This window comes from Marinithermofilum abyssi, from assembly GCF_014641195.1.
GTDB classification, from domain to species: Bacteria; Bacillota; Bacilli; order Thermoactinomycetales; family DSM-45169; genus Marinithermofilum; species Marinithermofilum abyssi.
In genome coordinates, this window is the sequence record NZ_BMHQ01000011.1 from 79,078 (window position 1) to 104,125 (window position 25,048).

The 25,048-nt window shown below is 54.0% G+C and carries 20 protein-coding genes; all 20 read right to left on the bottom strand.

Translation table 11 applies throughout. From position 1 onward, the window contains the following. Positions 1–19: 19 nt before the first annotated feature. The 20 genes from rimP to IEW70_RS18195 all read right to left on the bottom strand — a co-directional run bounded on the left by rimP (position 20) and on the right by IEW70_RS18195 (position 24,976). The gene (rimP, locus tag IEW70_RS14515; protein ID WP_188648634.1) at positions 20–481 is read right to left on the bottom strand and encodes a ribosome maturation factor RimP; all 462 of its coding nucleotides are present in this window, start codon (positions 479–481) and stop codon (positions 20–22) included. Positions 482–688: 207 nt separating this feature from the next. Then, a complete protein-coding gene (locus tag IEW70_RS14520; RefSeq protein WP_444543244.1) occupies positions 689–4,981 on the bottom strand; it encodes a PolC-type DNA polymerase III in 4,293 nt (1,430 codons plus the stop codon). Positions 4,982–5,464: 483 nt separating this feature from the next. After that, on the bottom strand, positions 5,465–5,758 hold the full coding sequence (locus IEW70_RS14525) for a hypothetical protein (RefSeq protein WP_188648635.1): 294 nt from the start codon (positions 5,756–5,758) through the stop codon (positions 5,465–5,467). A 24-nt stretch (positions 5,759–5,782) separates the two neighbouring features. Beyond that, positions 5,783–7,504 carry a proline--tRNA ligase gene (locus IEW70_RS14530; protein ID WP_188648636.1) on the bottom strand — a complete coding sequence of 574 codons (1,722 nt, stop codon included), beginning with the start codon at positions 7,502–7,504 and terminating at the stop codon, positions 5,783–5,785. A gap of 33 nt (positions 7,505–7,537) precedes the next feature. Continuing rightward, positions 7,538–8,872, bottom strand: a complete 1,335-nt coding sequence (rseP, locus tag IEW70_RS14535) for an RIP metalloprotease RseP (RefSeq protein ID WP_229752016.1) — start codon at positions 8,870–8,872, stop codon at positions 7,538–7,540. Positions 8,873–8,902: 30 nt separating this feature from the next. Further along, the gene (locus IEW70_RS14540) at positions 8,903–10,057 is read right to left on the bottom strand and encodes a 1-deoxy-D-xylulose-5-phosphate reductoisomerase (protein WP_188648674.1); all 1,155 of its coding nucleotides are present in this window, start codon (positions 10,055–10,057) and stop codon (positions 8,903–8,905) included. A gap of 17 nt (positions 10,058–10,074) precedes the next feature. Next, positions 10,075–10,875 carry a phosphatidate cytidylyltransferase gene (locus IEW70_RS14545; RefSeq protein ID WP_188648637.1) on the bottom strand — a complete coding sequence of 267 codons (801 nt, stop codon included), beginning with the start codon at positions 10,873–10,875 and terminating at the stop codon, positions 10,075–10,077. A 19-nt stretch (positions 10,876–10,894) separates the two neighbouring features. Continuing rightward, positions 10,895–11,683, bottom strand: coding sequence for an undecaprenyl pyrophosphate synthase (gene uppS, locus IEW70_RS14550; RefSeq protein WP_188648638.1), 789 nt, complete (start codon positions 11,681–11,683; stop codon positions 10,895–10,897). A gap of 186 nt (positions 11,684–11,869) precedes the next feature. Continuing rightward, positions 11,870–12,424, bottom strand: coding sequence for a ribosome recycling factor (gene frr, locus IEW70_RS14555; RefSeq protein WP_188648639.1), 555 nt, complete (start codon positions 12,422–12,424; stop codon positions 11,870–11,872). Positions 12,425–12,426: 2 nt separating this feature from the next. Continuing rightward, positions 12,427–13,152, bottom strand: a complete 726-nt coding sequence (pyrH, locus tag IEW70_RS14560; protein WP_188648640.1) for a UMP kinase — start codon at positions 13,150–13,152, stop codon at positions 12,427–12,429. Between the two features lie 123 nt (positions 13,153–13,275). Continuing rightward, positions 13,276–13,926, bottom strand: a complete 651-nt coding sequence (tsf, locus tag IEW70_RS14565) for a translation elongation factor Ts (protein ID WP_188648641.1) — start codon at positions 13,924–13,926, stop codon at positions 13,276–13,278. 87 nt (positions 13,927–14,013) lie between these two features. Continuing rightward, positions 14,014–14,751, bottom strand: a complete 738-nt coding sequence (rpsB, locus tag IEW70_RS14570; RefSeq protein WP_188648642.1) for a 30S ribosomal protein S2 — start codon at positions 14,749–14,751, stop codon at positions 14,014–14,016. 503 nt (positions 14,752–15,254) lie between these two features. Then, positions 15,255–16,676, bottom strand: coding sequence for an ATP-dependent protease ATPase subunit HslU (hslU, locus tag IEW70_RS14575; protein WP_188648643.1), 1,422 nt, complete (start codon positions 16,674–16,676; stop codon positions 15,255–15,257). After that, a complete protein-coding gene (hslV, locus tag IEW70_RS14580; RefSeq protein WP_188648644.1) occupies positions 16,673–17,212 on the bottom strand; it encodes an ATP-dependent protease subunit HslV in 540 nt (179 codons plus the stop codon). The genes hslU and hslV overlap by 4 nt, the downstream gene beginning before the upstream one ends. Before the next feature lie 272 nt (positions 17,213–17,484). After that, complete coding sequence (gene trmFO, locus IEW70_RS14585; protein ID WP_188648645.1) at positions 17,485–18,807, bottom strand: FADH(2)-oxidizing methylenetetrahydrofolate--tRNA-(uracil(54)-C(5))-methyltransferase TrmFO; 1,323 nt, start codon at positions 18,805–18,807, stop codon at positions 17,485–17,487. Positions 18,808–18,827: 20 nt separating this feature from the next. Further along, positions 18,828–20,900 (bottom strand): type I DNA topoisomerase, encoded by a 2,073-nt coding sequence (topA, locus tag IEW70_RS14590; RefSeq protein ID WP_188648646.1) that lies wholly within the window; start codon positions 20,898–20,900, stop codon positions 18,828–18,830. Between the two features lie 148 nt (positions 20,901–21,048). Continuing rightward, entirely contained in the window at positions 21,049–22,173 is a 1,125-nt protein-coding gene (gene dprA / locus IEW70_RS14595; protein WP_188648647.1) for a DNA-processing protein DprA, read from the bottom strand. 201 nt (positions 22,174–22,374) lie between these two features. Further along, a complete protein-coding gene (gene sucD / locus IEW70_RS14600) occupies positions 22,375–23,280 on the bottom strand; it encodes a succinate--CoA ligase subunit alpha (protein WP_188648648.1) in 906 nt (301 codons plus the stop codon). A 36-nt stretch (positions 23,281–23,316) separates the two neighbouring features. Next, positions 23,317–24,477: an ADP-forming succinate--CoA ligase subunit beta gene (gene sucC / locus IEW70_RS14605; RefSeq protein WP_188648649.1), complete on the bottom strand. Its 1,161-nt coding sequence runs from the start codon at positions 24,475–24,477 to the stop codon at positions 23,317–23,319. Between the two features lie 367 nt (positions 24,478–24,844). Then, the gene (locus IEW70_RS18195; protein ID WP_268234887.1) at positions 24,845–24,976 is read right to left on the bottom strand and encodes a hypothetical protein; all 132 of its coding nucleotides are present in this window, start codon (positions 24,974–24,976) and stop codon (positions 24,845–24,847) included. Between the last annotated feature and the right edge of the window lie 72 nt (positions 24,977–25,048).

Consider the following 25,048-nt stretch of genomic DNA (forward strand, 5'->3'; position numbering starts at 1 on the left):
CCATTTCTCCTCCCTTCGGTTAAAAGACCACAGCCAGCCGGGCTTTTGCCACCTTATCCGCTGGAATCTCTACGGTTTCCCCATCCATGTCCATGGTCAACTTCTCGGGGGTATAAGCCGCCAATTTCCCTTCGAAGGTTTTAGAGCCGTCTACCGGTTCATACGTGGTAAGGTAAACATGCTTGCCAACCGCCTGTCGGAAATGCTTTTCCGTTTTTAACGGCCGTTCCGCCCCTGGGGATGACACCTCCAAGAAATACGCGCCGGGGATCGGATCCACACGGTCCAGTTCTTTACTGAGCCGCTCGCTGATGCGGCTGCAGTCATCCAGGTTCACCCGGCCCTCGGGCCGATCAATATACACCCGTAAATACCAGTTCTTACCCTCTTTTTTAAATTCCGTCTCGTACAGTTCCAGCCCTTCTTCCTCCAAGATGGGCTCCACAATCGCTTCCACGGCTTCTGTCACTTTGCGACTCAAACCTTGTTTCCCTCCTTGATTCCGTCCGCTGCGCTGCGCTGTTTCTTTCCCGGATGTCATCCACAAAGGGAAAGAGTGGGCTGAAACCCACTCTTTCCGGCCGGACATATCTACCATCAGTATAGCCAAAAGAATTATAACACAACCAACCCTTGGCATGCAAAACAGGAAACGTTGTCAGACCCGTCGGGACAAACCGTGCCGATTTTAAAACAGCGTCAGCTGATTGCTGTCCGGCATGCCTTCTAGACAACCCAGCCGCTTTAACACCTCGACTACCGCACTGGAAACACGGCTTCGCTTTTGAAGGTCTTCGATGGAGAGGAATTCTCCATCTTTCCGCGCTTCCACAATGTTGCGAGCAGCATTCTCCCCAATCCCGGATACCGAGGAAAAAGGCGGGATCAACGAGTCACCGTCCACTAAAAATTTGGTGGCATCCGACCGGTATAGGTCCAGCTTTTGAAACTTGAGCCCGCGGGCGAGCATCTCCCGCACCGACTCCAACACGGTCAAGAGTCCTTTTTCCTTGGCGCTGGCTGCCGGCCCTTTTTCGTTCAGTTCCTTGATTGCCTGATGGACCGCTTCTTTTCCCTTCATAACCACTTCCAGATCGAAATCGTCTGCTCGCACCGTAAAATAGGTCGCATAATATTCGATCGGGTAATGCACCTTGAACCAAGCAATTCGCACCGCCATCAACACGTAGGCAACGGCGTGGGCCTTCGGGAACATGTACTTGATCTTGCGGCAGGAGTCGATATACCACTGCGGCACATTGTGCTGACGCATCAACTCCGCCTCTTCATCGGTGAGGCCTTTCCCCTTCCGCACTTTTTCCATCAGTTTAAAGGCGATCGAAGGCTCCATCCCTTTGTAGATCAGATAGACCATAATGTCGTCCCGGGTGGAAATCACCTCGGCCAACACCGCCGTGCCTTGGCGGATCAGATCCTGGGCGTTGTTCAGCCACACGTCCGTCCCGTGGGACAGACCGGAGATCCGCACCAGCTCCCCAAAGGTGGTCGGTTTGGTATCCTCCAGCATCTGCCGCACAAAACGGGTACCAAACTCGGGAATCCCCAGGGTGCCGGTCACCGTACCAATCTCCTCCGGCGTCACCCCGAGGGATTCCGTGCTGCTGAACAGTTTCATCACCGCGGGGTCGTCGATGGGAATCTCTTTAGGATCCACCCCCGTCAAGTCCTGCAGCATCCGGATCACCGTCGGATCATCGTGCCCCAGAATATCCAGCTTCAACAGACGGCCGCTGATGGCATGGTAATCGAAGTGGGTGGTGATCGTCTCCGACTTTACATCGTCTGCAGGCCGCTGGATCGGAGTAAAATCATATACCTCTTTGTTCTGGGGGATCACCATCAGGCCGCCGGGGTGCTGTCCGGTGGTCCGTTTTACCCCGCTGCATCCTTCCACCATCCGGTCCACTTCCGCCGCCCGCCACTGGCACCCCTTTTCTTCCTCAAACTTTTTCACGTATCCGTAGGCCGTTTTTTGGGCAACTGTGGAAATCGTTCCGGCACGGTACACGTACTCCTTGCCGAACAACTCCTCGGTGTATTTATGGGCCCGGGGCTGATACTCACCGGAGAAGTTGAGATCGATATCCGGCACCTTGTCCCCCTTGAACCCGAGGAAGGTTTCAAAGGGAATGTCATGCCCGTCCTTCTTCATTTTCGTTCCGCACTCCGGGCAATCTGCATCCGGCAGGTCGAAACCGGAGGCTACGGAGCCGTCTTCGATAAACCGGCTGTACTTGCACTCGGGGCACACATAATGGGGCGGCAAGGGATTCACCTCGGTGATGTGACTCATCGTCGCCACAAAAGAAGAGCCCACCGAACCCCTGGAACCGACCAGATAGCCGTCGGAAAGGGACTTGGTCACCAGCTTGTGAGAGATCAGATAAATCACGCCAAACCCGTGCTCCAAGATGCTTCCCAACTCTTTTTCCAGCCGCTTCTCCACAATCTCCGGCAATGGAGAGCCATAAATGTTTTCCGCTGTCTCGTAGCAGATCCGCCGTAGTTCCTCATCCGCCCCTTCGATGATGGGAGTGTGCAGATCATCGGGGAAAGGCTTCAACTCTTCGATCCGTTCTGCGATGGCTCGCGGGTTTTTCACGACCACTTCACGGGCTTTCTCTTCCCCCAAATACGAAAACTCCTCCAACATCTCGTCGGTAGTCCGGAAATGCGCCGGCGGCAGCGGTCCCCGTACCCGGGCTCCGGTCTGGTTGAATCCGAGAATCTCGCGATAGATGGCATCCCATTCATCCAGATAGTGGGCATTGGACGTGGCCACCACGGGCTTGTTCAGAGATTCGCCGATCTCTACGATCATGCGGTTGGCTTCCCTAAGGCGTTCTTCGGATTCGACGATGCCTTTCTCCACCAAGTGCCGGTTGACATCCACCGGCTGGATTTCCAGGTAATCGTAGTACTCCGCCAGCCCTTCCACTTCCTCCCGGGATTTGGTGATGGCCGCCTCATAGACTTCCCCTTTTTCACAGCCAGAACCGATAATCAGCCCTTCTCGATACCGGTTCAGCACACTGCGGGGAATGCGGGGCATCCGGTGGAAGTATTCCAAGTGGGAGAGAGAAATCAACTTATAGAGATTCTTCAGCCCGGTGTAGTTTTCCACCAGGATGATGGCGTGAAAGGGACGCAATCGGCTCAAATCCCGGTCGCCCGTAAATTCGTTCAACTGATCCAGCCGGGTGATCTCCCGTTTGAAACAGTCGGTGATCATCCGCCACAAAAGGTACCCGGTGGCCTCGGCGTCATAGATCGCTCGGTGATGCTGTTCCAGGTGGATGTCGAACTGCTTGCACAGCGTATTCAACCGGTGATTTTTCATACGGGGATATAAGAAGCGGGCCAGTTCCAAAGTGTCCAGCGCCGGGTTTTCCACCGGTTTCCGTCCCGTTTTCTTGCAGGCCATCTGGAGAAAACCCATATCAAAGCGGGCATTGTGAGCCACCAGCACACTGTCTCCAATAAACTCCAGATACCTCGGCAGCACATCCTCCAGATCGGGGGCATCCGCCACCATGTCATCGGTGATCCCCGTCAATTCCGTAATTTGGGCAGTCAAGGGGCGGTGAGGATTGACAAAGGATTCAAAGCGGTCGATGATTTCCCCGTTTTTCACCTTTACTGCCGCCAACTCGATGATATCGTCGTGGACCGAGGAGAGGCCGGTGGTCTCCACGTCAAACACGACATAGGTATCCTCTTTCAACTCCCGGGGGGCGGGATTCTGCACAATATCCACCCCGTCATCCACCACAAAAGCTTCCAAGCCGAAGATCACTTTGATCCCGTGCTTCTGTCCGGCAGAGTAAGCCTCCGGATAAGCCTGGGCCACTCCGTGATCCGTAATGGCTACTGCTGGATGCCCCCATTGGGCGGCCCGCTTTACCATTTCTCCTGCATGGTAAACGCCGTCCATGGCGCTCATGGCCGTATGCAGATGCAATTCTACCCGCTTTTCCTCGGCGGTATCTTGCCGCTTGTAGGGAGGGATCTCCTTCAGGTCATTGGCCATAATCACCAGATCCCGGGCAAAGGTGTCATACTGGACCGAACCTCTGAGCGCCACCCACATCCCGTCTTTCAAACGGCTCAGTTTAGCGGCGTCCTCTTTGTCCCGGGCGAACATTTTCACCGCGATGGAGTCGGAGTAATCCGTCACATTGAAGGTGAGCAACGTCCGGCCGCTTCTCAGCTCCCGGATTTCCGTCTTAAAGACGCTGCCCTGCACACAAACGCGCCGTTCCTCATCCGTAATCTCCTTGATCCGGATCGGTTCATCGGAAAAGTCATACCCGATAGCTAACTTTTCATCGGACGGTGCCTCCTCTTTCGCTTCCAGCGGCGGCTCCTCGATGGCATTCATCGCTTCTTCGATCAACTTGCGCTCCGCCTCTTCCTGTTCCTTTTGAAATTGCTCCCGGGCGGTTTCCTGTTGCTGCTGGGTGAGGACCACCTTGATCCGGGTTCCGGAAATCTCATGAAAAAGGGAGGTCACCACCTGATCCAACTGCTTGCTGATCGCCATCTTGGTAACCACATCATTGGCAAAGGCAATCGTCAGCGTATTTCCTTCCAACTGCCACTCCGCGCGGGACAGCCAACCTGCCGCAGAGGGAGATAGCTTCTCCGCTACTTTTTGGCGGATCCACTGCCAGTACATCTCCATCAATTGCGGCAAATCCGCCTGATTGTAGTTGATCACAAAAGTAACCCCGGCTATGGATTGAAACGCCTCGGCCACCCGGGATTCCACCTGCTGCAGCACATTGGGCGGCACCGGTTTTTCCAACCGAAGATAAAAGGTCCATGTTCGGTTGCGCCGGCTCACTCTCACTTTTTCTATGTACGCATGGTAAAAGTGCTGTTCTTTCACGTCCCGAGAAATCCGGGCCTGTTGAAACAACTGCTCCAATCGGTCCCGTTTTTCCGCTGACATGGACATCCGGCTCACCTCCCGACAGTTCTTTCGTATAGTAGATTCCTAGAAAAAAAGCGCAAGCTTGTGTCTTTCAGCCCGCTGGTCGTCAAGACTCCCCTATACAGTCGGGGAGCAACCCGGCATCGAGCTGTCTCTATTTATATTACATGTTCTTATACAGCATCGAGTGTATCAAAAAGTTTCAAAGAGAGCCAGATAACTGGCAAACAAAAAAGCGGCACTTGATGTACCGCACCTAATTGATGACAAGCCGTATCACAGTTTCGACTCTTTTGCCCGTTGCTCCCTTTCCTCCGACGCAGAAGTCATACTGTCCGCTCCAAGAGATTCAACGAGACGCGGCACAATGTGGGGTGCGTCGCTTTTTGTCACGTCTCCTCTCTTGTCGCTGAGTTCGTCGTCAAAAGTCGCTGCTCGGGCAAAAGAGTTCTTCCGCTCATTTCGAGAAACTTTGTCAGCAGCCTCAAGCGGCACTTCCTGTGCCGCTTATCGGTGTGGGGTGGAAGAACCTTGTTTGCTCTTCCCCACCCACTTTTCCGACCGTTTCAACAACCGTTCCACGCTGCCGTCCAGCTCGTCCAAATCGCTGGCTAAGAGTGTTTGATGGTGTTTCATTAAGTTTTTCTCTACCCGGCGCGGACGCTCCAACCAGTATTGGAGCAGCTCCTGCTGTTTTTGAAGCATGTGGTGCTGCTGTCGCAAGTACCGGTACAACAGTACCGTCTGAACACCTGCCAAAATGACCAACATCCCGATTCCGAGAAGAAGAATGGTGTTCATGTCCTCCTCCTCCCATTCCGGAAATTAGGCTTCATCCACCCGTCTCAGCAATTCGGGCAACTGGGACAACAACTCACCGGCTACCAGATCGCCGCTCTCCCCGTTGCGGCGGAACTTGTATTCCACCAGACCTTCGGAGGCTTTGCCGCCGACGGTAATCCGGAGCGGAATCCCGATCAGATCGGCATCTTTGAATTTGACGCCGGCCCGCTCTTGCCGATCGTCGAAAAGCACCTCGATCCCCGCTTGCTGCAGTTGAGCGTAAAGATCTTCTGCCAGTTTGGCTTGCTCTTCGTTTTTCATATTGACAGCAATCAAGTGCACCTGGAACGGAGCAACATTGAGCGGCCAGAGGATTCCGTTGTCATCATGGTGCTGTTCGATGATGGCAGCCACCACACGGGAGACGCCGATTCCGTAGCACCCCATGATGTAGGGTTGCTCCTTCCCGTTCTGATCCAGGAAAGTCGCCCGCATCGCTTCGCTGTAGCGGGTGCCCAGCTTAAATACGTGACCCACTTCGATACCCCGGGCGAACCGGATCCGGCTGCCGCAGCGAGGACAGCGATCCCCTTCCTGGACATTGCGCAGGTCGGCATATTGCGGTTCAAAGTCCCGGCCCGGTACTACGTGAAGCAGATGATGCTCGTTTTCGTTAGCACCGACAACCGCTTCCGCCATGCCCTTCACCGCATGGTCAGCCAGTATTTTCACGTCTTCTTTCAACCCAATCGGACCGGCATACCCAGTGGGAGCCCCCGTAACCCGGCGTACCGTCTCTTCGTCTGCCAGTTCGCAGACGGTGGCATCCAGGACGTTTTTCACTTTCACGTCATTGACATCGTGATCACCCCGAACCAATACCAGCACCGGTTCTTCATCCGCTACGAAGAGAAGGCTTTTGACTACCTGAATCGGCTTGACATCGAGGAACCGCGCTACCTCTTCGATGGTGGAAGCCTTCGGGGTTACCGCTTTTTCCGGAGCAGGGATGTCACCGGCAGGTTGAACCGCCGTTTCCTCCTCCCGCTTGGCCTCGGCCATTTCCAGGTTGGCTGCATAGTCGCACGCCTCGCACAGGGCCAAGGTATCTTCACCGGAGTCCGCCATTACCATAAATTCATGGGTACCTTTGCCTCCGATGGCACCCGCATCGGCTTCCACCGCACGGAAGTCCAGCCCGCACCGTTCGAAAATCCGATGATAGGCTTCATACATATCTTTGTAAGTGGCATCCAGGCTGTCCCGATCGGCGTGGAAGGAGTAGGCATCCTTCATCAGGAATTCCCGACCTCTGAGCAAACCGGAACGCGGCCGTCGCTCATCCCGGAACTTGGTCTGGATCTGGTACAAGGAGAGAGGCAGTTTTTTGTACGAGTTCACTTCATTCCGCAACAAGTCGGTGATCACTTCTTCGTGGGTAGGTCCCAGCAGGAAGTCCCGGTCATGCCGGTCTTTCAGCTTGACCAGCTCCGCTCCATAATTCTCCCAGCGGCCGGTTTCCTGCCAGAGTTCCGCCGGGTTCAGCGCCGGTAAGAGCAGTTCTTGGGCACCGATTCGATCCATTTCTTCCCGCACGATTTGCTCCACTTTGGCCAAAGAACGATACCCCAGGGGCAAATAGGTATACACCCCCGCCGCCAGCTGACGGATCATACCTGCCCGCAGCATCAGGCGATGGCTGGCCATTTCCGCTTCCGCCCCCACCGTCCGCAGGGTGGGGATCAACATCGACTTCTGCCTCATCGTCTTTCCTCCTCCGTCTCCTATCCGCACAATCTAGCTGAAAAAGACTTTCAGGATATCGTTGTAGGTAACGACCACCATTAACAACATCAGCAGTGCAAAACCGACAAAGTGAACCATGCTCTCTTTATTGGGATCGATGGGCCGTCCGCGCAGCCCTTCAAAGAGAATGAAAGCCAAACGGCTGCCGTCCAGTGCTGGGAAGGGCAGCAGGTTGAACACACCCAGATACAGGCTTAATACCGCTGTCCACTGAATCAGGGCGAGATACCCGGCTTGAGCAGCTTCCCCCGTCATCGAAGCAATCCGTACGGGGCCTCCCAGGCTCTCCAACCCGATTTTACCGGTAAGCAGTTGGGCAAAACCGTCAAAAATCCGAACGGTCCACACATACGTCTCATGGAATCCATCGGTAATCGACTCCATGATGGAAGCCGCCCGTTTGTCCTGATGCATTTGAATGCCGATCATATATTGACCTTGTTCATTCTTGGCCGGTTTGACCTTCACCGTATAGGGCTGACCGTCCCGTGTCAATTGCATTTCGACCGGCTTTCCTTGCGCTTCCTGAACTTTCATCCCCACAGAAGCCAGCGTTTTTGTCTCTTCCCCGTTTACTCGCTGAATAATATCCCCTTGTTTGATCCCCGCTTCTTGCGCCGGTGTATTCGGCTGAACCCCTTGAATGGAAACATGGGTTTCCAATCCGTACATTTTGGTCAACGTAGCGAACAGAATCACCGCCAAGACGATATTGAAAACGGGTCCTGCCAAGATCGCCAATGCCCGCTCTCCCACCGTCTTCGAACCGAACTGCCTATCCAAAGGCGCGATCTGGATTTTATTTTTTTCATCGTATTGGATCAAGGCTTGGGGATGCAGGGAATAGCGCTCTTCTTCCCCCTCGCCGGTTTCCAGCAAAATAAACAGCTTTTCCTCCAAGTCGGCTTCCAGCAGCTTACCGCCGACGGTCTTCACCGGTCGGGGCAAATGGTCCGGAAGATCTCCCCCAGCCATACCGTCATGGGCTTCCATCCCCATGACATCGCCGTCCGCTTGCGCATCCGGTTTGGGTGTCCGGATCCGAACCACCCGTCCCTGTTCATCCTGGTCCAACAGCAGATAGGTGCCGGTTTTCAATTCCACGATTTCCGGGTCTTCCCCTGCCATCCGCACATAGCCGCCCAATGGAAGCAGACGGAGGGAATATTGCGTCTCTCCGCGAAACCAGGAGATCAGCCTGGGGCCGAATCCGATCGCAAATTCCCGGACGAGAATCCCCGCCCGTTTGGCAAAGAGAAAGTGCCCCAATTCATGGATAAACACCAACAAACTGAGTACGACGACAAACGCCAGTATCGTTTGCAAAATGTATCACCGCCTTGATAGATCCGAATCCTAGACTGCATAGATCCGGCATTGCTTCGCCATTTCTCTGGCCCACCGGTCTGCTTCATACAAATCCTCTAATGAAGGATCAGGGTGATTCGTATGACGGGACAAAACTTCAGCGATAATCTCCTCAATCGCCAGGAATGAAACCCCTCCGGCGAGAAAACGAGCGACAGCCTCCTCATTGGCTGCATTGAGTACCGTTGGAGTCGTTCCCCCGGTTCGGCCCGCCTCATACGCCATTTTCAGACAGGGAAACCGTTCGAAATCCGGCGGCCGGAAGTGAAGGGAACCTAGCATAGCCAAATCGAGAGAAGGAGTGGAAAGAGGAAGGCGTTCCGGCCAACTCAACGCGTACTGAATGGGAACTTTCATATCCGGCGTTCCCAGTTCTGCCAGCAGGGCCCCGTCATGGTACTCCACCAACGAATGGACTATGCTTTCCGGATGTATCACCACATCGATCTGATCATAGGGCAGACCGAACAGCCAGTGGGCTTCGATCACTTCCAAGCCTTTGTTCATCATGGTCGCCGAATCGATGGTAATCTTCTCCCCCATGGACCAGTTGGGATGATTCAATGCTTCCTCCCGAGTGGCTTTCGCCAGCTGTTCCCGGGTCCAATCCCGGAACGCCCCGCCCGATGCCGTCAGGATCAACCGTTTCACCGAATCAAGGCGTTCGCCCTGCAAACATTGAAAAATAGCAGAGTGTTCACTATCAATCGGCAAGATATCGACCCCGGCCCGCTCCGCCTCTTTCATGACAATCGAACCGCCCATCACCAGTGTTTCCTTATTGGCGAGACCGATGGTTTTTCCGGCCCGAATCGCGGCCAGGGTGGCCGGAAGCCCGCGGCTGCCCACGATCGCGGACACCACAAAGACAGCGTCCACATGGGTTGCTACTTCCTCCAACCCCTCATTTCCATAGGTGATCCGGGTAGAACCGGACACAGACTGGCGGACTTGATCCGCCGCCTCTTTGGTCGCCATGGAGACGATTTTCGGCTGGAATTCCTCCACCTGCCGAATCATCTCGTCCACATTGCTTCCCGCGGCCAAGCCCACGATCTCAAACCGCTCCCGGTGCTGCCGAACCACTTCCAGCGTGTTCTGCCCGATGGAACCGGTGGATCCTAAAAGCGAAATTCTCTTGATCAACGGAACTCCCTCCTTTAAACCAGGTGAATGATGTGCAGGATGGGGAACACGAACAGTAAACTGTCAAACCGGTCCAAAATGCCTCCGTGACCCGGAAGAAGACTGCCGGAGTCCTTGACGCCGGTGGTTCGTTTGATGGCTGATTCCACCAAATCTCCCAGTTGTCCCGCTACACCGATCAACAAAGCCAATCCTGTGACCGTCCACCATTCACCCAGCTGTGGAAAAAAGGCCAAAAGCCCCCAGCTGACCACCAGGGAGAGCAGCAATCCACCCAGAGAACCTTCCCTCGTTTTATTGGGACTGACCGCCGGCCATAACTTTCGTTTTCCCCATTTTCTCCCAATGAAATAAGCTCCTGTATCGTTCGCCCAAGTCACCGCTAGCACCCACAGGGACCAAGCCATCCCCTCAGTCACCAGACGTGTCTGCAACATATAGGAAAAGCCGTAACCTATGTATATAGACCCGAAAAAGAGATAGGCCATCTCGTTGATCTGAAATTGATTGCGGCTGATCACCACCCAGAGGAGAAAAAGGATCATGCCAAAGAGCAGATTTTCAGGATCGTGAAGCAGCCAAACGGGGGCAACCAGCTCATGGGCTGCCAGTCCGCTTCCGAGCAACAGCCATACCAGCATTAGGCCGATCAGGGTTTGGGGCGTGTTCAGTCGAACGGCTTTCATTCGACAAAACTCCGCATAGGCTGCTGTCGCCAGAAGGATGATCAAGCCGGCGTACCACCAACCGCCCAGCCATAACAGCGTTAGGAACCCTATCCCCCCCAACACCCCCGTTGCCACACGTTTGCGCATATTTCTCACCCGTCTTCGTTCACACCGCCCCGTAACGGCGGGAGCGTCGTTGAAAATCTTCTATGGCCTCAAAGAACATCTCCTGGGAGAAGTCCGGCCATTGCACATCGGTAAAGTATAATTCACTGTATGCCAATTGCCACAACATGAAATTGCTGATACGGATTTCACCGCTCGTCCGGATCATCAGATCGGGATCCGGCAGCTCCGCCGTATAAAGGTGTCGGCTAATCAGTTCCTCATCGATTTGTTCTTTATCCAGCTTGCCCGATTTTACTTCATCTATAATCCGACGCACCGCTTCGGTTATTTCCCGGCGAGCGCCGTAGTTCAGTGCAAAGCTCAGCACCATGCCGGTATTCTCTTTGGTCGCCTCTTTAAATTTGCTTATGGCATCCAGGGTATGGCTCGGAAGCTGCTCTTCTTCTCCCAACATGCGAACCTGGATATTGCGCTCTACCAATTCATCCAGATCCGTACGCAAAAACTCCGCAGGCAAACCCATGAGATAGTTCACTTCATCTTTGGGACGCTTCCAATTTTCCGTGGAAAAGGAATACAAGGTCAGGGCCTGAATTCCCAGGTCATCCGCGGCACGGGTGATGTGACGCACCGTAATCATCCCCTGCCGGTGTCCGGCAATCCGCGGCATGCCCCGTTTTTTTGCCCACCGGCCGTTTCCGTCCATGATAATCGCGACATGCTTCGGCAACGGCCCTTTTTTCAGCGCCTCCATCCGGTCCCGATCCACCGGTGTTTGATCAGCTGCAGTGTAACCGGTCAGCCATTGTTTCAGTCGTTGAATCATGGTCATTTCCTCCGCTGTTTCCTCTCTCGTCTCACGTGCTGCAGTCTTGGTCTATAGGATAAGCTTTCATCCAATGGTTCTATTGTACCAAAAACCCGTCAGCATGCGGACAACCTTCCAGTGACAACCCGTTCAATCATCAGCAGTTAAAACAAACCCCCCTTGCAGCGAAGGGGGTTTGCCCTGTTACACTTCCATGATTTCTTTTTCTTTCGCGCTCACAACGCTGTCCACTTCCGCAATGAACTTATCCGTCAGCTTTTGGATTTCATCCTGGCCGCGACGGGCTTCATCTTCGGAGATGTCTCCATTTTTCTCCAACTTCTTCACATCATCATTGGCATCCCGTCGAATATTGCGGATCGCCACTTTGGCTTCTTCCCCGGTCTTCTTCACCACTTTGACCAGTTCAGCCCGACGTTCTTCCGTCAGCGCCGGGATGGTGATGCGAATGATATTGCCGTCGTTGGTGGGTGTCAAGCCCAGTTCCGACTTGAGAATCCCTTTTTCAATATCCGCCAAAGCCGATTTGTCCCAGGGCTGTACGACCAGCATCCGCGGTTCCGGGGCGGAAATATTGGCCATTTGGTTGAGGGGCGTTTCCGTTCCGTAATACTCCACCGTCACTTTATCCAACAGGGCTGGAGTGGCACGCCCGGCACGCAGGGAAGCCAAATCCCGCTTCAATGCTTGAATCGCTTTCTCCATCCGTTCGGAAGCTTGTTTTTTGACGTCGTTCATCGTTAACCATTCCCCCTAACCACTGTTCCGATTTCTTCGCCCATGATCACGCGGCGAATGTTTCCTTGATTACCGATGTTAAAGACAATCAGCGGGATGTCGTTATCCATGCACAGGGTCGACGCAGTGGAATCCATCACACCCAGCCCTTGGTTCAGCACATCCAGATACGTAAGGGAGTCATATTTGACGGCCTCCGGATCCCGTGCCGGATCTGCTGAGTAAACGCCGTCCACGTTGTTTTTGGCCATCAGGATGACTTCCGCTTCGATCTCGGCTGCCCGCAATGCGGCAGTGGTATCCGTAGAGAAGTACGGGTTGCCCGTGCCGGAAGCAAAAATGACCACCCGGCCCTTCTCCAGATGACGAATGGCCCGGCGCCGAATATAGGGTTCCGCCACCTGCCGCATTTCGATGGAAGTTTGCACTCGAGTCGGGACGCCCAGATGTTCCAAAGCATCCTGCAAGGCCAGGGAATTCATCACCGTAGCCAGCATGCCCATATAGTCTGCCGTAGCCCGGTCCATCCCCTTGGCACTGCCGGCCATGCCGCGCCAGATGTTGCCGCCGCCCACGACAATGGCCACTTCCACGTTAAGCTCGGTTACTTCTTTGATTTGCTGAGCGATGGAATGAATGACGTTGGGATCAATGCCGTATCCCTGTTCTCCTGCCAACGCTTCACCGCTGAGTTTTAAGACGACGCGCTTATACCTTGGCCGATCCATCCACGGTTCCTCCATTTCCGCCCGAATATCCAATTCGACAAGGGGGGAGAGTTTCCTCTCTTCCCCTGTGCAAAAAAAGGGAACACGGTGTGTTCCCCATCGGTATAAGGGACTATTTCACCCTTATTGCTTCACTTGAGACATCACTTCAGACACAAAATCGTCTTCCCGCTTCTCAATTCCTTCACCCAGCTCAAAACGGGCAAAACGACGAATGGAGATGTTTTCTCCGATCTTGGCGATTTTTTCTTTTACCATCTCATCGATGGTTTTGTCACCGTCTTTGATGAACGGCTGTTCCAAGAGACAGACGCGCTCGTAGAATTTACCAAGACGACCTTCCACCATCTTGTCCACGATGTGTTCCGGTTTACCTTCTTGGAGAGCTTGGTTTTTCAGGATTTCGCGCTCTTTTTGGACTTCTTCTTCCGGCACATCTTCCCGGCGCACGTATTGCGGATTCATGGCCGCAATTTGCATGGCCACATCTTTCACAAAGGCTTGGAATTCCTCGGTTTTGGCCACGAAGTCGGTTTCGCAGTTCACCTCAACCAAAACGCCGATCCGGCCGCCGGCATGTATGTAGGATTCCACGAGACCTTCGGCAGCGACGCGGTCTGCTTTTTTCTCGGCCTTGGCCAAGCCTTTTTCCCGCAGCAGCTCCATCGCTTTTTCCATGTCACCGTTTGCTTCCGTCAACACTTTTTTGCAATCCATCATGCCTGCGCCGGTTTTTTCGCGCAACTCTTTTACTTGGGCCGCAGAAATTGCCATCATGGGTTCCTCCTTGATTGTCAGGGTGATTGCATCTCGTAGAAAAAAGGGTGGTCACGCATCCCGCGGCCACCCCTTTTTGTTTCATCAGGACGCAGTTGTTTCAGCCTTTTCAGCCTCTTGGGTTTGTTCGCCTTGCTGGGTCCCTTGTTTGCCTTCCAACACGGCATCTGCCATTTTGGAGGTGAAGAGACGCACGGCACGGATCGCGTCATCGTTCCCCGGGATGATGTGATCGATCTCATCCGGATCGCAGTTGGTGTCCACGATTGCGATAATCGGGATGTTCAGCTTGCGGGCTTCCGCCACGGCGATCCGCTCTTTGCGCGGGTCGATGATGAACACGGCATCCGGCAGTTCTTTCATATGCTTGATGCCGCCCAGGAATTTCTCCAGACGGGCTTGTTCTTTTTTCAGCATGACCACTTCTTTTTTCGGCAGCACATCGAAGGTGCCGTCTTCCTCCATCGCTTCCAGCTGATGCAGGCGGTTGATCCGCTTGCGGATGGTTTGGAAGTTGGTCAGGGTACCGCCGAGCCAGCGATGGTTCACGTAGAACATATCGCAGCGTTCCGCTTCTTCTTTTACTGCGTCTTGCGCTTGTTTTTTGGTTCCGACAAAGAGAATTTTACCGCCTTTGGAGGCCAGATCACGTACGTAGTTGTACGTTTCCTCCATCATTTTCACCGTTTTTTGTAGGTCGATGATGTAAATCCCGTTCCGCTCGGTGAAAATGTATTTTTCCATTTTGGGGTTCCAGCGGCGGGTTTGGTGACCGAAATGAACCCCTGCTTCCAGCAGTTGTTTCATAGAAACGACAGCCATGTATATATCCTCCTTTGGTTTTATCCTCCGCCGGCATCTACTGCATGCAGGACCGGTTCCTTCTCCGGCACCGCCTGATGCATCCGCCGACGTGTGTGCTTAACACCGTCCTATAATATACCACATGCAAATATCCCGCCGCAAGGTTTTGCATCGCCTTTTTTTTGAAAAGGATGCACCTTACGGCGGGACGTCTTGGAATCGGCTCTACCGACAAATCTGCGAACTGCTTCTCCAAAAGCCCTCAGAAATGATTCGTGGCGTTGTTTTTTCCTTTCGCTCTCTTGCTGTTCCATCAAAGGAGCTCGTTAAAAAAGCAAGTCCGCCACTTCTTAAGCACCACTCATTTAGCCAACCGTACCCGTACGCTCAAAAGCGCTTATGCTCGTTGGTCCCTTTCCTCCGACAGAGATGCAGTAGTCACTGTCCGCCCCAATATGATCCGCAAGTCGCGGCACAATGTGAATGCACACATGGAGTACTGGTCACGCCATGGTCGGTCCTCATAAAATGTACTGGCTCAGATCCCGGTCTTCGACGATATCGGAAAGGCGTTCCCGCACATATTCCGGCGTGATGGATACTTCCTCCAACGTGATGTCCGGGGCTTCAAAGGAGAGTTCCTCCAACAGACGTTCCATCACTGTATGCAAGCGACGGGCTCCGATATTTTCCGTTCCCTGGTTCACTTCGGCTGCCAGTTTAGCGATTTCCTTGATCGCATCGTCGGTAAACTTTACGGAGATGCCTTCCGTTTCCAACAAGGCAGTGTACTGCTTCAGAAGAGCTCCTTTGGGCTCCGTCAAAATCCGGACAAAATCTTCCGCAGTCAAGTCATTCAACTCCACCCGGATCGGAAAACGCCCTTGCAACTCCGGAATCATATCCGAGGGCTTCGCTGTGTGAAACGCTCCGGCAGCGATAAACAGGATGTGGTCGGTTTTGACGGGACCGTATTTGGTCATGATCGTTGAGCCTTCCACGATCGGCAAAATGTCCCGTTGCACGCCTTCTCGGGAAACATCCGGCCCGCCGCGTTGGTCTTTGCCCGCGATTTTGTCCACCTCATCGATGAAGATGATGCCGGATTGCTCCACCCGTTCGAGGGATTCCTGAATCACTTGATCCATATCGATCAGCTTTTGCCCTTCTTCCTGCACCAGCACTTTTCGCGCTTCCTTGATCGGCAGACGCCGCTTCTTCATTTTCTTGGGCATGAACTGACCCAGCATTTCCTGCATATTGATCCCCATCTGATCCATGCCGGAACCGGCGAACATATCCAGCATCGGCGCCTGATCCTCCACTTCGATCTCGATCACTTCGTCTTCCAGCTGTCCGCTTTTCAGCTGGAAGCGCACCTGACGCCGCCGTTGTTCCAGCTCTTGATCTTGTTGTACACTCTCTTTTTCGCCGACCCGATTGGCGGATTGGTTAAAGAACATTTCCAGCGGGTTTTTAAAGGCGCTTTCCGCTTTTTTAGATGGGACCAGGATAGAGACAATCCGCTCGTCTGCCAACTCTTCCGCCTTCTCTTTGACAGATTCCATCTGCTCCCCTTTAACGATGCGGATGGCGGTTTCCACCAGATCGCGAACCATGGATTCCACATCCCGGCCCACGTAACCCACTTCGGTAAACTTGGTCGCTTCTACCTTGACAAAAGGAGCGCCAACCAGTTTCGCCAACCGGCGGGCGATTTCCGTTTTCCCTACACCGGTGGGACCGATCATCAGGATGTTTTTGGGGACCACTTCATCCCTCAGCTCTTCGGCCAGAAGCGTCCGCCGATAGCGGTTGCGCAGGGCGATGGCCACCGCGCGTTTGGCAGTATGTTGTCCCACGATATATTTATCCAGTTCCGCCACGATTTGCCGGGGCGTCCATTGTTCCTGTTGTTTCCTGGATTGACTTGCCACTGTCATACCTCCTCCAGAACGATCTGATCGTTGGTGAAGACGCAGATCTCACCGGCGATGGTCAACGCTGCTTTGGCGATCTCAGCCGCGGTCATCTCTTGAGCATGTCGAGCCAAAGCCCGCCCGGCAGACAAGGCATAGCTGCCGCCCGAACCAATCGCCAGCATTCCGTCATCCGGTTCGATCACTTCACCGGTACCGGATACCAAGAGTAGATGCTCTTTATCTGCTACGATCAGCATCGCTTCCAGCTTGCGGAGCACTTTATCCGCTCGCCACTCTTTGGCCAATTCCACTGCGGCTCGTGGCAGGTTTCCGTGAAATTCTTCCAGCTTCCCTTCAAACTTCTCAAAGAGGGTGACTGCATCTGCCACCGAACCAGCAAAGCCGGCTACTACTTTCCCCCTGTACAAACGGCGAACTTTCTTTGCTTGGTGTTTCATGATCATCTGGTTGCCGAACGTGACCTGCCCATCTCCCGCCATCGCCACAGTTCCTTTATGCCGGATGGCAAAAATGGTGGTTGCGTGAAAGGTGTCCATTCACTTTCCTCCTCGGGTCACAAAAGGGTTCAATCGAACTAAGAGGCACAGAACCTACCTACCACTATACCGTTCTTTTCGTTGGTGCAAACGATCAAAATCCAACAATGCGACAACATTGATTTTTAAAGGTTATATATGTATCCAGCAATGGCTTCAAAACCCTTTTCGCGACTTGTGCTAACAAACGGCCATCTATAAGGATGGATGAGACGCGGCCTCATCTGGGCAGGCCGCGGTTGTCTCGGACGCTATGTGTCACCAAAGAGACGTCAACACTGAACCCCATCTAGGGCTTTCGCCGCCTCATCGATGCGGGCCAGCGCCCGTTCTGCGATGCGCTGATTGCGCTCGCGCTTGTTGCGGATGCGCTTTTCCAGGGGAGCAAACAGACCGAAGTTGGCATTCATTGGCTGGAAGTTATCCGGAGCTGCCGTGGTAATATAGTGGGCCAAGCTGCCCATCGCCGTCTCCGGGGACAAGGTGACCGGCTCATACCCTTTGGCCAGGCGGGCGGCATTGATCCCGGCGATCAAACCGGCAGCGGCAGATTCCACATAGCCTTCCACCCCGGTAATCTGCCCGGCAAAGAAAAGGGTGTCCCGCTTCCGGAACTGATAGGTCGGTTTCAACACCTTCGGTGAGTTGATAAAGGTATTCCGGTGCATCACGCCGTAGCGGACGATTTCCGCTTCTTCCAAGCCGGGAATCATGTGAATTACTCGTTTCTGGTCCCCCCATTTCAGGTGGGTTTGGAAACCGACCAGATTGTACAGGGTGCCGGCGCTGTTGTCCTGACGAAGCTGTACAACGGCAAATGGTTGCTCACCGGTTCGGGGGTCGACCAGACCGACCGGCTTCAACGGGCCGTACAGCATCGTCTGTCTGCCGCGCTTGGCCATCACTTCGATCGGCATGCAGCCCTCGAAGTATATCTCTTTTTCAAATTCCTTCAGCGGAGTCACTTCCGCGTTGATCAGTGCTTCATAGAAGCGGTCAAACTCCGCTTCCGTCATCGGGCAGTTGATGTAAGCAGCTTCTCCCTTGTCATATCGGGATGCGACAAACGCCTTCTCCATATTGATACTCTCTTTTTCCACAATCGGAGCTGCTGCATCATAAAAATACAGGTATTCTTCCCCGGTCAGACGGCGAATGTTTTCCGACAACCCTTCGGAAGTGAGAGGCCCCGTAGCAATAATGGCAATCCCATCAGGAATTTCTGTCATCTCCCTTTCCACGATCTCCACGTTGGGATGCTCCTTGAGCCGTTTCGTCACTTCCGCGGAAAAGAGATCCCGGTCCACCGCCAACGCTCCCCCGGCAGGGACAGCATGTTCATCCGCACTGCCGATGATGAGGGAATTCAGCCGGCGCATCTCTTCCTTCAAAATACCAACCGCGTTGGTCAACTCGTTGGAACGAAGGGAATTGCTGCATACTAATTCTGCAAATTGGCCGGTACGATGCGCCGGTGTCGGCTTCTGGGGCCGCATTTCAATGAGACGGACCCGTACGCCGCGGCGGGCAGCCTGCCACGCCGCTTCACTTCCCGCCAAGCCCGCGCCGATAATCGTCACTTGTTCCTGGGACATTGGGTTCCCCTCCTTTGGTGTTAGTTCTTCTCTACCTGATAGTCACACTCGGTACATTTGATCAGCGTCCCTTTTTTGCGCCGTTTTTCCACCATCATGCTTTGACACTTGGGACAGGGACGTTCCACCGGTTTATCCCATGATACAAAATCGCAATCCGGGTATCGGTCGCATCCGTAGAAAGTGCGCCGTTTTTTACTCTTCCGCTCCACGATTTCGCCTTTTTCGCACTTGGGGCATTTCACCCCGGTCGACTTGACGATGGCCTTCGTATTGCGGCAGTCCGGAAAGCCGGAACAAGCGAGGAATTTGCCGTAGCGGCCAAATTTGTAAACCATGGGTTTGCCGCATTTTTCACAGCTCTCATCCGACACCTCGTCCTGGATTTCCACTTCCTTCATCTCTTCTTCCGCCACTTTGAGACGCTTTTGAAAATGCTCGTAAAAGCGTTCCAGGATTTTGACCCAGTCTGCTTTCCCTTCTTCGATGTGGTCCAGGTCCTCCTCCATGTGCGCAGTAAACTCCACATTGAGGATCTCCGGGAAAAACTCCTCCATCAAGGAGATCACGATCTCTCCCAGCTCCGACGGGACAAAACGCTTATCTTCCAGCATCACATAGCCGCGCTTCTGGATGGTATCCAGTGTAGGGGCGTACGTACTGGGGCGCCCAATTCCTTTTTCCTCCATGGTTTTCACCAAACGGGCCTCTGTATAACGCGGCGGCGGTTGTGTAAAGTGCTGCTTCGGTTCGATGCTCTTTTTTTTGAGCACTTGCCCCACTTCCAACGCTGGCAGGAATTTATCCTCTTCCTTTTTACCGTCGTCGTCCCCTTCCACATACACCTTCATAAAACCGGGAAACTTCACTTTGGATCCGGTCGCCCGGAAAATGGCATCCCCTGCTTCAATATCCGCCGAAATGGCGTCCAACACCGCCGGGGCCATCTGACTGGCCACGAACCGCTCCCAGATCAACCGGTACAAGCGCAGCTGGTCCCGGCTGAGATAGGGCTTCATTTTGTCCGGCGAGCGCATGGCCGAAGTGGGACGGATCGCTTCGTGGGCATCCTGGGCCCCCGCCTTTTTCTTGTGTGCCCGGGGTTTGGCAGGCAGGTATTTGTCCCCGTACTGCTTTGAGATAAACTGCCGGGCCTCTTCCTGGGCCACATCGGAAACCCGGGTGGAATCCGTACGCATGTAGGTAATCAGACCCACTGTGCCTTCTTTGCCCAAGTCCACCCCTTCATATAACTGCTGGGCGATGGACATGGTTTTGGCGGCACGGAAATTGAGCTTGCGGGCTGCTTCCTGCTGCAGCGAACTGGTGATAAAAGGCGGTGCCGGATTGCGGCGGCGTTCGCTCTTCTTAACGTCTTTGACTTTGTACCGCTTGCCTTTGATCGCGTCCAAAAGTTTCTTGACGTCTTCTTCCGATTTCAGATCCGCCTTTTTATCTCCGTATCCGTAAAACTTGGCTTCAAACACTTCGTCACCGGCAATCAGTTGCACCGTCACGGTCCAATATTCTTCCGGCTGGAAATTGCGGATCTCGTTTTCCCGGTCGATGATCAGCTTGACGGCCACAGATTGCACCCGGCCGGCACTTAGCCCTTTTTTCACTTTTTTCCACAGGACCGGGCTGATCCCATACCCGACCAAGCGGTCGAGAATGCGGCGGGCCTGCTGCGCCTGCACCAGATCCATGTTGATTTTCCGAGGATGCTTGAACGCTTCCTTCACGGCATCTTTGGTAATTTCGTTAAACACCACGCGACATTGTTCATCCAGTTCCAAATTGAGACTGTGAGCCAAATGAAAGGCGATCGCTTCCCCCTCGCGGTCGGGGTCCGCTGCCAAGTAGACGCGTTTCACTTTTTTGCGGGCGTCCCGCAGCTCCTTCAGCACATCCCCCTTGCCGCGAATGGTAATATATTTGGGTTCAAAATTGTTCTCCGTATCCACACCCAGCTGGCTTTTGGGCAGATCGCGCACATGCCCCATCGAGGCTTTCACAATATATTTTTTTCCCAAGTATTTTCCGATCGTTTTCGCTTTGGCGGGTGATTCGACGATTACGAGTGAATCGGCCATCCCGCGCCCTCCCCTCACAATAAACCGCTCCAGTAATTTCGAATATCCTTAGCTTATGTCACACATCCCCCGTTTTGCAAGTGGAGGACTTATTCCTCTACTCTTGCCGCTATTGTACCTTATCAAACATAATGGGATGAGAGCAACCTCAGCATTGGACAAAACGGGCTCCCGGTAGCTGCCGAATCAACCCCTTCATCTGTAACTGCACCAGATAGCGATGCATCTCCTGCAAGGGATACTCCACATGGGATGCAATCTCCTCCAATGAACGAGGTTCTTCCTTTATATATGCGTAAATCCGACGTTCTTCCTCACAAAGAGACATCACCGGCTCTGTCTGTCGGGAATGCTCTGCTGATGTCGGCGACGGCGCCGGGGCAGGGGTAAAAAAAGAAAACTCCTCCCAGATATCCTCGACACAGGTGACACACTTGGCTCCCTGTTGAATCAGCCGGTTCGTCCCGCGGCTCAACTCCGATGTGATGGGCCCCGGCACCGCAAACACTTCCCGCCCTTGTTCCATCGCACAATCAGCAGTAATCAACGAACCGCTTCGTTCTGCGGCTTCCACCACCAAAATGCCGTGGGTCAGCCCGCTGATCAGCCGGTTGCGTTGAGGAAACAATCCCGGGTGAGGCTGCGTGCCCGGCGAGACTTCGGAAACCACGGCGCCCCTTCGGCAAATCTCTTCATATAATGCGCGGTGATGTTTGGGGTATACCACATCCACCCCCGAACCGAGCACGGCAATCGTTTTTCCGTCAACCCCCAGGGCCGCCCGGTGGGCTTCTCCGTCAATCCCTGTTGCCAACCCGCTCACCACGGTCCACCCCTGCGCTGCTACGTCTTTCGCCAACCGGCGGGCAGCGATTTTCCCGTAGTTTGTCGGTTTGCGCGCGCCCACCACGCCCAGCCCGCTGCTCTTTAACAGGTTCCGATCCCCCTTCACATACAGAACCCAGGGAGGCTGGGGGAGCTGCTTCAAGGAATCGGGGTAGTCCGGATCCCACACGGTGACAGCAGCAATATTTCGGCGGCTGAGCTCTTCCGACGTACGAGATACCAGCTCCGCTCCCCATTTCTGGCAAATGTGCTCTTTTACCTTTTTTGAAGCCACCTTCCCTTCCAGCAGCGTCAGATAAGAATCCACTTGATCGGACGAAGGGTCCCACCCCGCTGTCAACAGGCGGTCCAATGTATGCCATCCCACACCCGCAATCTGATGCATAGCCACCAAACCATCCCGACGTGTCCACTTCCGGCTTTTCACAAGCGCTCCCTCCCATGAAAAAAGGGACCGTAAAGGTCCCTTTCCGCTTGATGTTGGTGGTGATCCCTCACAGACACATCCTCCCGGGTGTCGAGGATACCGGATGGATGGCTGACGGGTCACACGATTTCCGTCTCTAAGATGACAACATTCCCGCTGAAGAAAGGTTCTATTGCACGAATGCACGAGCTGGATGCCCGCTCAGTTCTTCGTGATGCAGGTTTGCAGCAGCCCTTTCTCCTCCAGGACGCGCACCAGCGTTTCACCGATGACGGCCGGGGTCGGGGCCACAGCCACGCCGCACTCTTCCAATTTGGCGATCTTCTCAGCCGCGGTACCTTTACCGCCGGAAATGATGGCACCCGCATGGCCCATCCGTTTTCCCGGAGGCGCAGTCTGACCCCCGATGAAGCCGACCACCGGTTTATCCATGTTGTCACGGATCCATTCGGCGGCCTCTTCTTCTGCCGTACCGCCGATTTCCCCGATCATAATCACGGCTTCGGTGTCTTTGTCCTTTTGGAACTCTTTCAGTACATCGATAAAATTGGTCCCGTTGACTGGGTCGCCGCCGATACCCACTGCGGTGGATTGACCGATACCGCGGGTGGACAACTGATGCACCGCTTCATAAGTGAGGGTTCCGCTCCGGGATACAATGCCCACTTTTCCGGGAGTATGGATATAACCAGGCATAATTCCGATTTTGCACTCGCCCGGAGTGATGACGCCGGGGCAGTTCGGACCGATCAGGCGTGTTTTCTTTCCTTCCATGTAACGGCGCACTTTCACCATATCCAGCACCGGGATGCCCTCGGTGATACAAATGACCAAATCCAGCTCCGCGTCCACCGCTTCCATGATCGCATCAGCGGCAAACGCCGGGGGCACGTACACGGCGGAAGCGTTGGCACCTGTTGCTTCCACTGCTTCTTTGACCGTGTTGAACACCGGCACGCCTTCCACTTCCGTACCGCCTTTGCCCGGGGTCACCCCGCCGACCACCTGGGTTCCGTATTCGATCGCTTGTTTGGTGTGGAACAAGCCATTGGAGCCGGTGATGCCTTGGGTGATGACTTTGGTGTTTTTATCCACAAAGATACTCACGTTGAACCCGCCTTTCCAGATGTTTTTGGGACGTTGTTAATTCACCAGGGACACGATTTTTTCTGCAGCGTCCGCCATGGAGTCGGCAGCGACGATTTTCAGTCCGGACTGATTGAGGATCTCTTTACCCAACTCCACATTGGTTCCTTCCAAACGAACCACGAGGGGACGATCCAGGCCCACTTGTTTCGCCGCTTCCACCACACCGTTGGCAATGACGTCGCATTTCATGATCCCGCCGAAAATGTTGACCAAAACACCTTTTACATTGGGATCATCCAGAATAATCTTGAAGGCTTCCGTCACTTTCTCGGTGGTGGCGCCGCCTCCCACATCCAGGAAGTTGGCCGGCTCTCCGCCATAGTGTTTGATAATGTCCATGGTGGCCATGGCCAGACCGGCTCCGTTTACCATGCAGCCGATGTTGCCGTCCAAAGCGATATAGCTGAGATCGTACTTGGAAGCTTCGATCTCTTTCGGATCTTCTTCATCAAAGTCCCGCAGCTCCACGATGTCTTTGTGACGGTACAACGCATTGGAATCGAAGTTCAGCTTGGCATCCAGCGCCATGACCTGACCGTCCTTGGTGGTGATCAGAGGGTTGATTTCCGCCAGAGAGCAATCTTTATCCACGAATGCCTGGTACAGACCGAGCATAAATTTCACGGCTTTGTTGATCAGTTCCTTCGGAATGCCGATGGAGTATGCCAAACGGCGGGCCTGGAAAGCTTGCAGCCCGACAGCCGGATCCACCACTTCTTTGAAGATTTTTTCCGGCGTGCGTGCAGCCACTTCTTCGATCTCCGTACCGCCTTCTTCCGAAGCCATCATCACCAGACGGCCTTTGGAACGGTCCAGCGTCATTCCGACATAATATTCCTTCTGAATGGCGCAGCCCTCTTCGATGAGCAGGCGTTTCACTTCTTTTCCTTCCGGGCCCGTTTGGTGGGTAACCAGCACTTTGCCCAACAGCTCGGAAGCAAAGGCTTTTACCTCATCCAGACTGCGGGCCAGTTTCACACCGCCGGCTTTCCCGCGGCCGCCGGCATGGATTTGGGCTTTGACCACCCACAGATCTCCGCCGAGTTTTTTCGCTGCGTCCACTGCTTCTTCCGGTGTGTAAGCGACATGGCCACGGGGAACGACCACCCCGTACTGTTTCAGCACTTCTTTGCCTTGGTATTCATGTACGTTCATGCCCCATCCCCCTATCTCGTTTCATCTTCATTCATCAAAAAAAGCCCGGCGGTTCACCTTCGGGTTCGAGGACACCCTTTTTGGTTTCAAGCAAGATGCGACCACTTACAGAACCTTCTGGCAACAATGGCATTTTGCCTGAATTCCGAAGAAAAATCCCAGCAGGGCGAACCTTCTTGGCTCCATGGAAAGTATAGCGCATGTGACGGGCTTTGCCAACCGTCTGCCGCCGCACTTCCCAAGGAGCACAGGTGGTGAACCGTTTTCACCTGCCCTTTGGAAATCCCGTTGCCTTATATACTTTCTGATGAACAGCCGTTTTCACACACAACAAAAGGGCTGCTTGTCCCCAGCCCTTTTGCTCCTGTCACTTCACCAGCATGCTGATTACCATACCGGCAGCCGCAATGCCCATGAAGAACACCGTTGCGACGGTCGTTCCGAACACCATGTCCAGCAAATCATTTTCTTGGTTTTCCTTGCGCGAATCGGAGCTCATGTTCCACCCTCCTGATTTTCGCGACCGGCAATCGGAGAGACCGGCCGGCCTTTCACTAGGTTACCCGAAGTG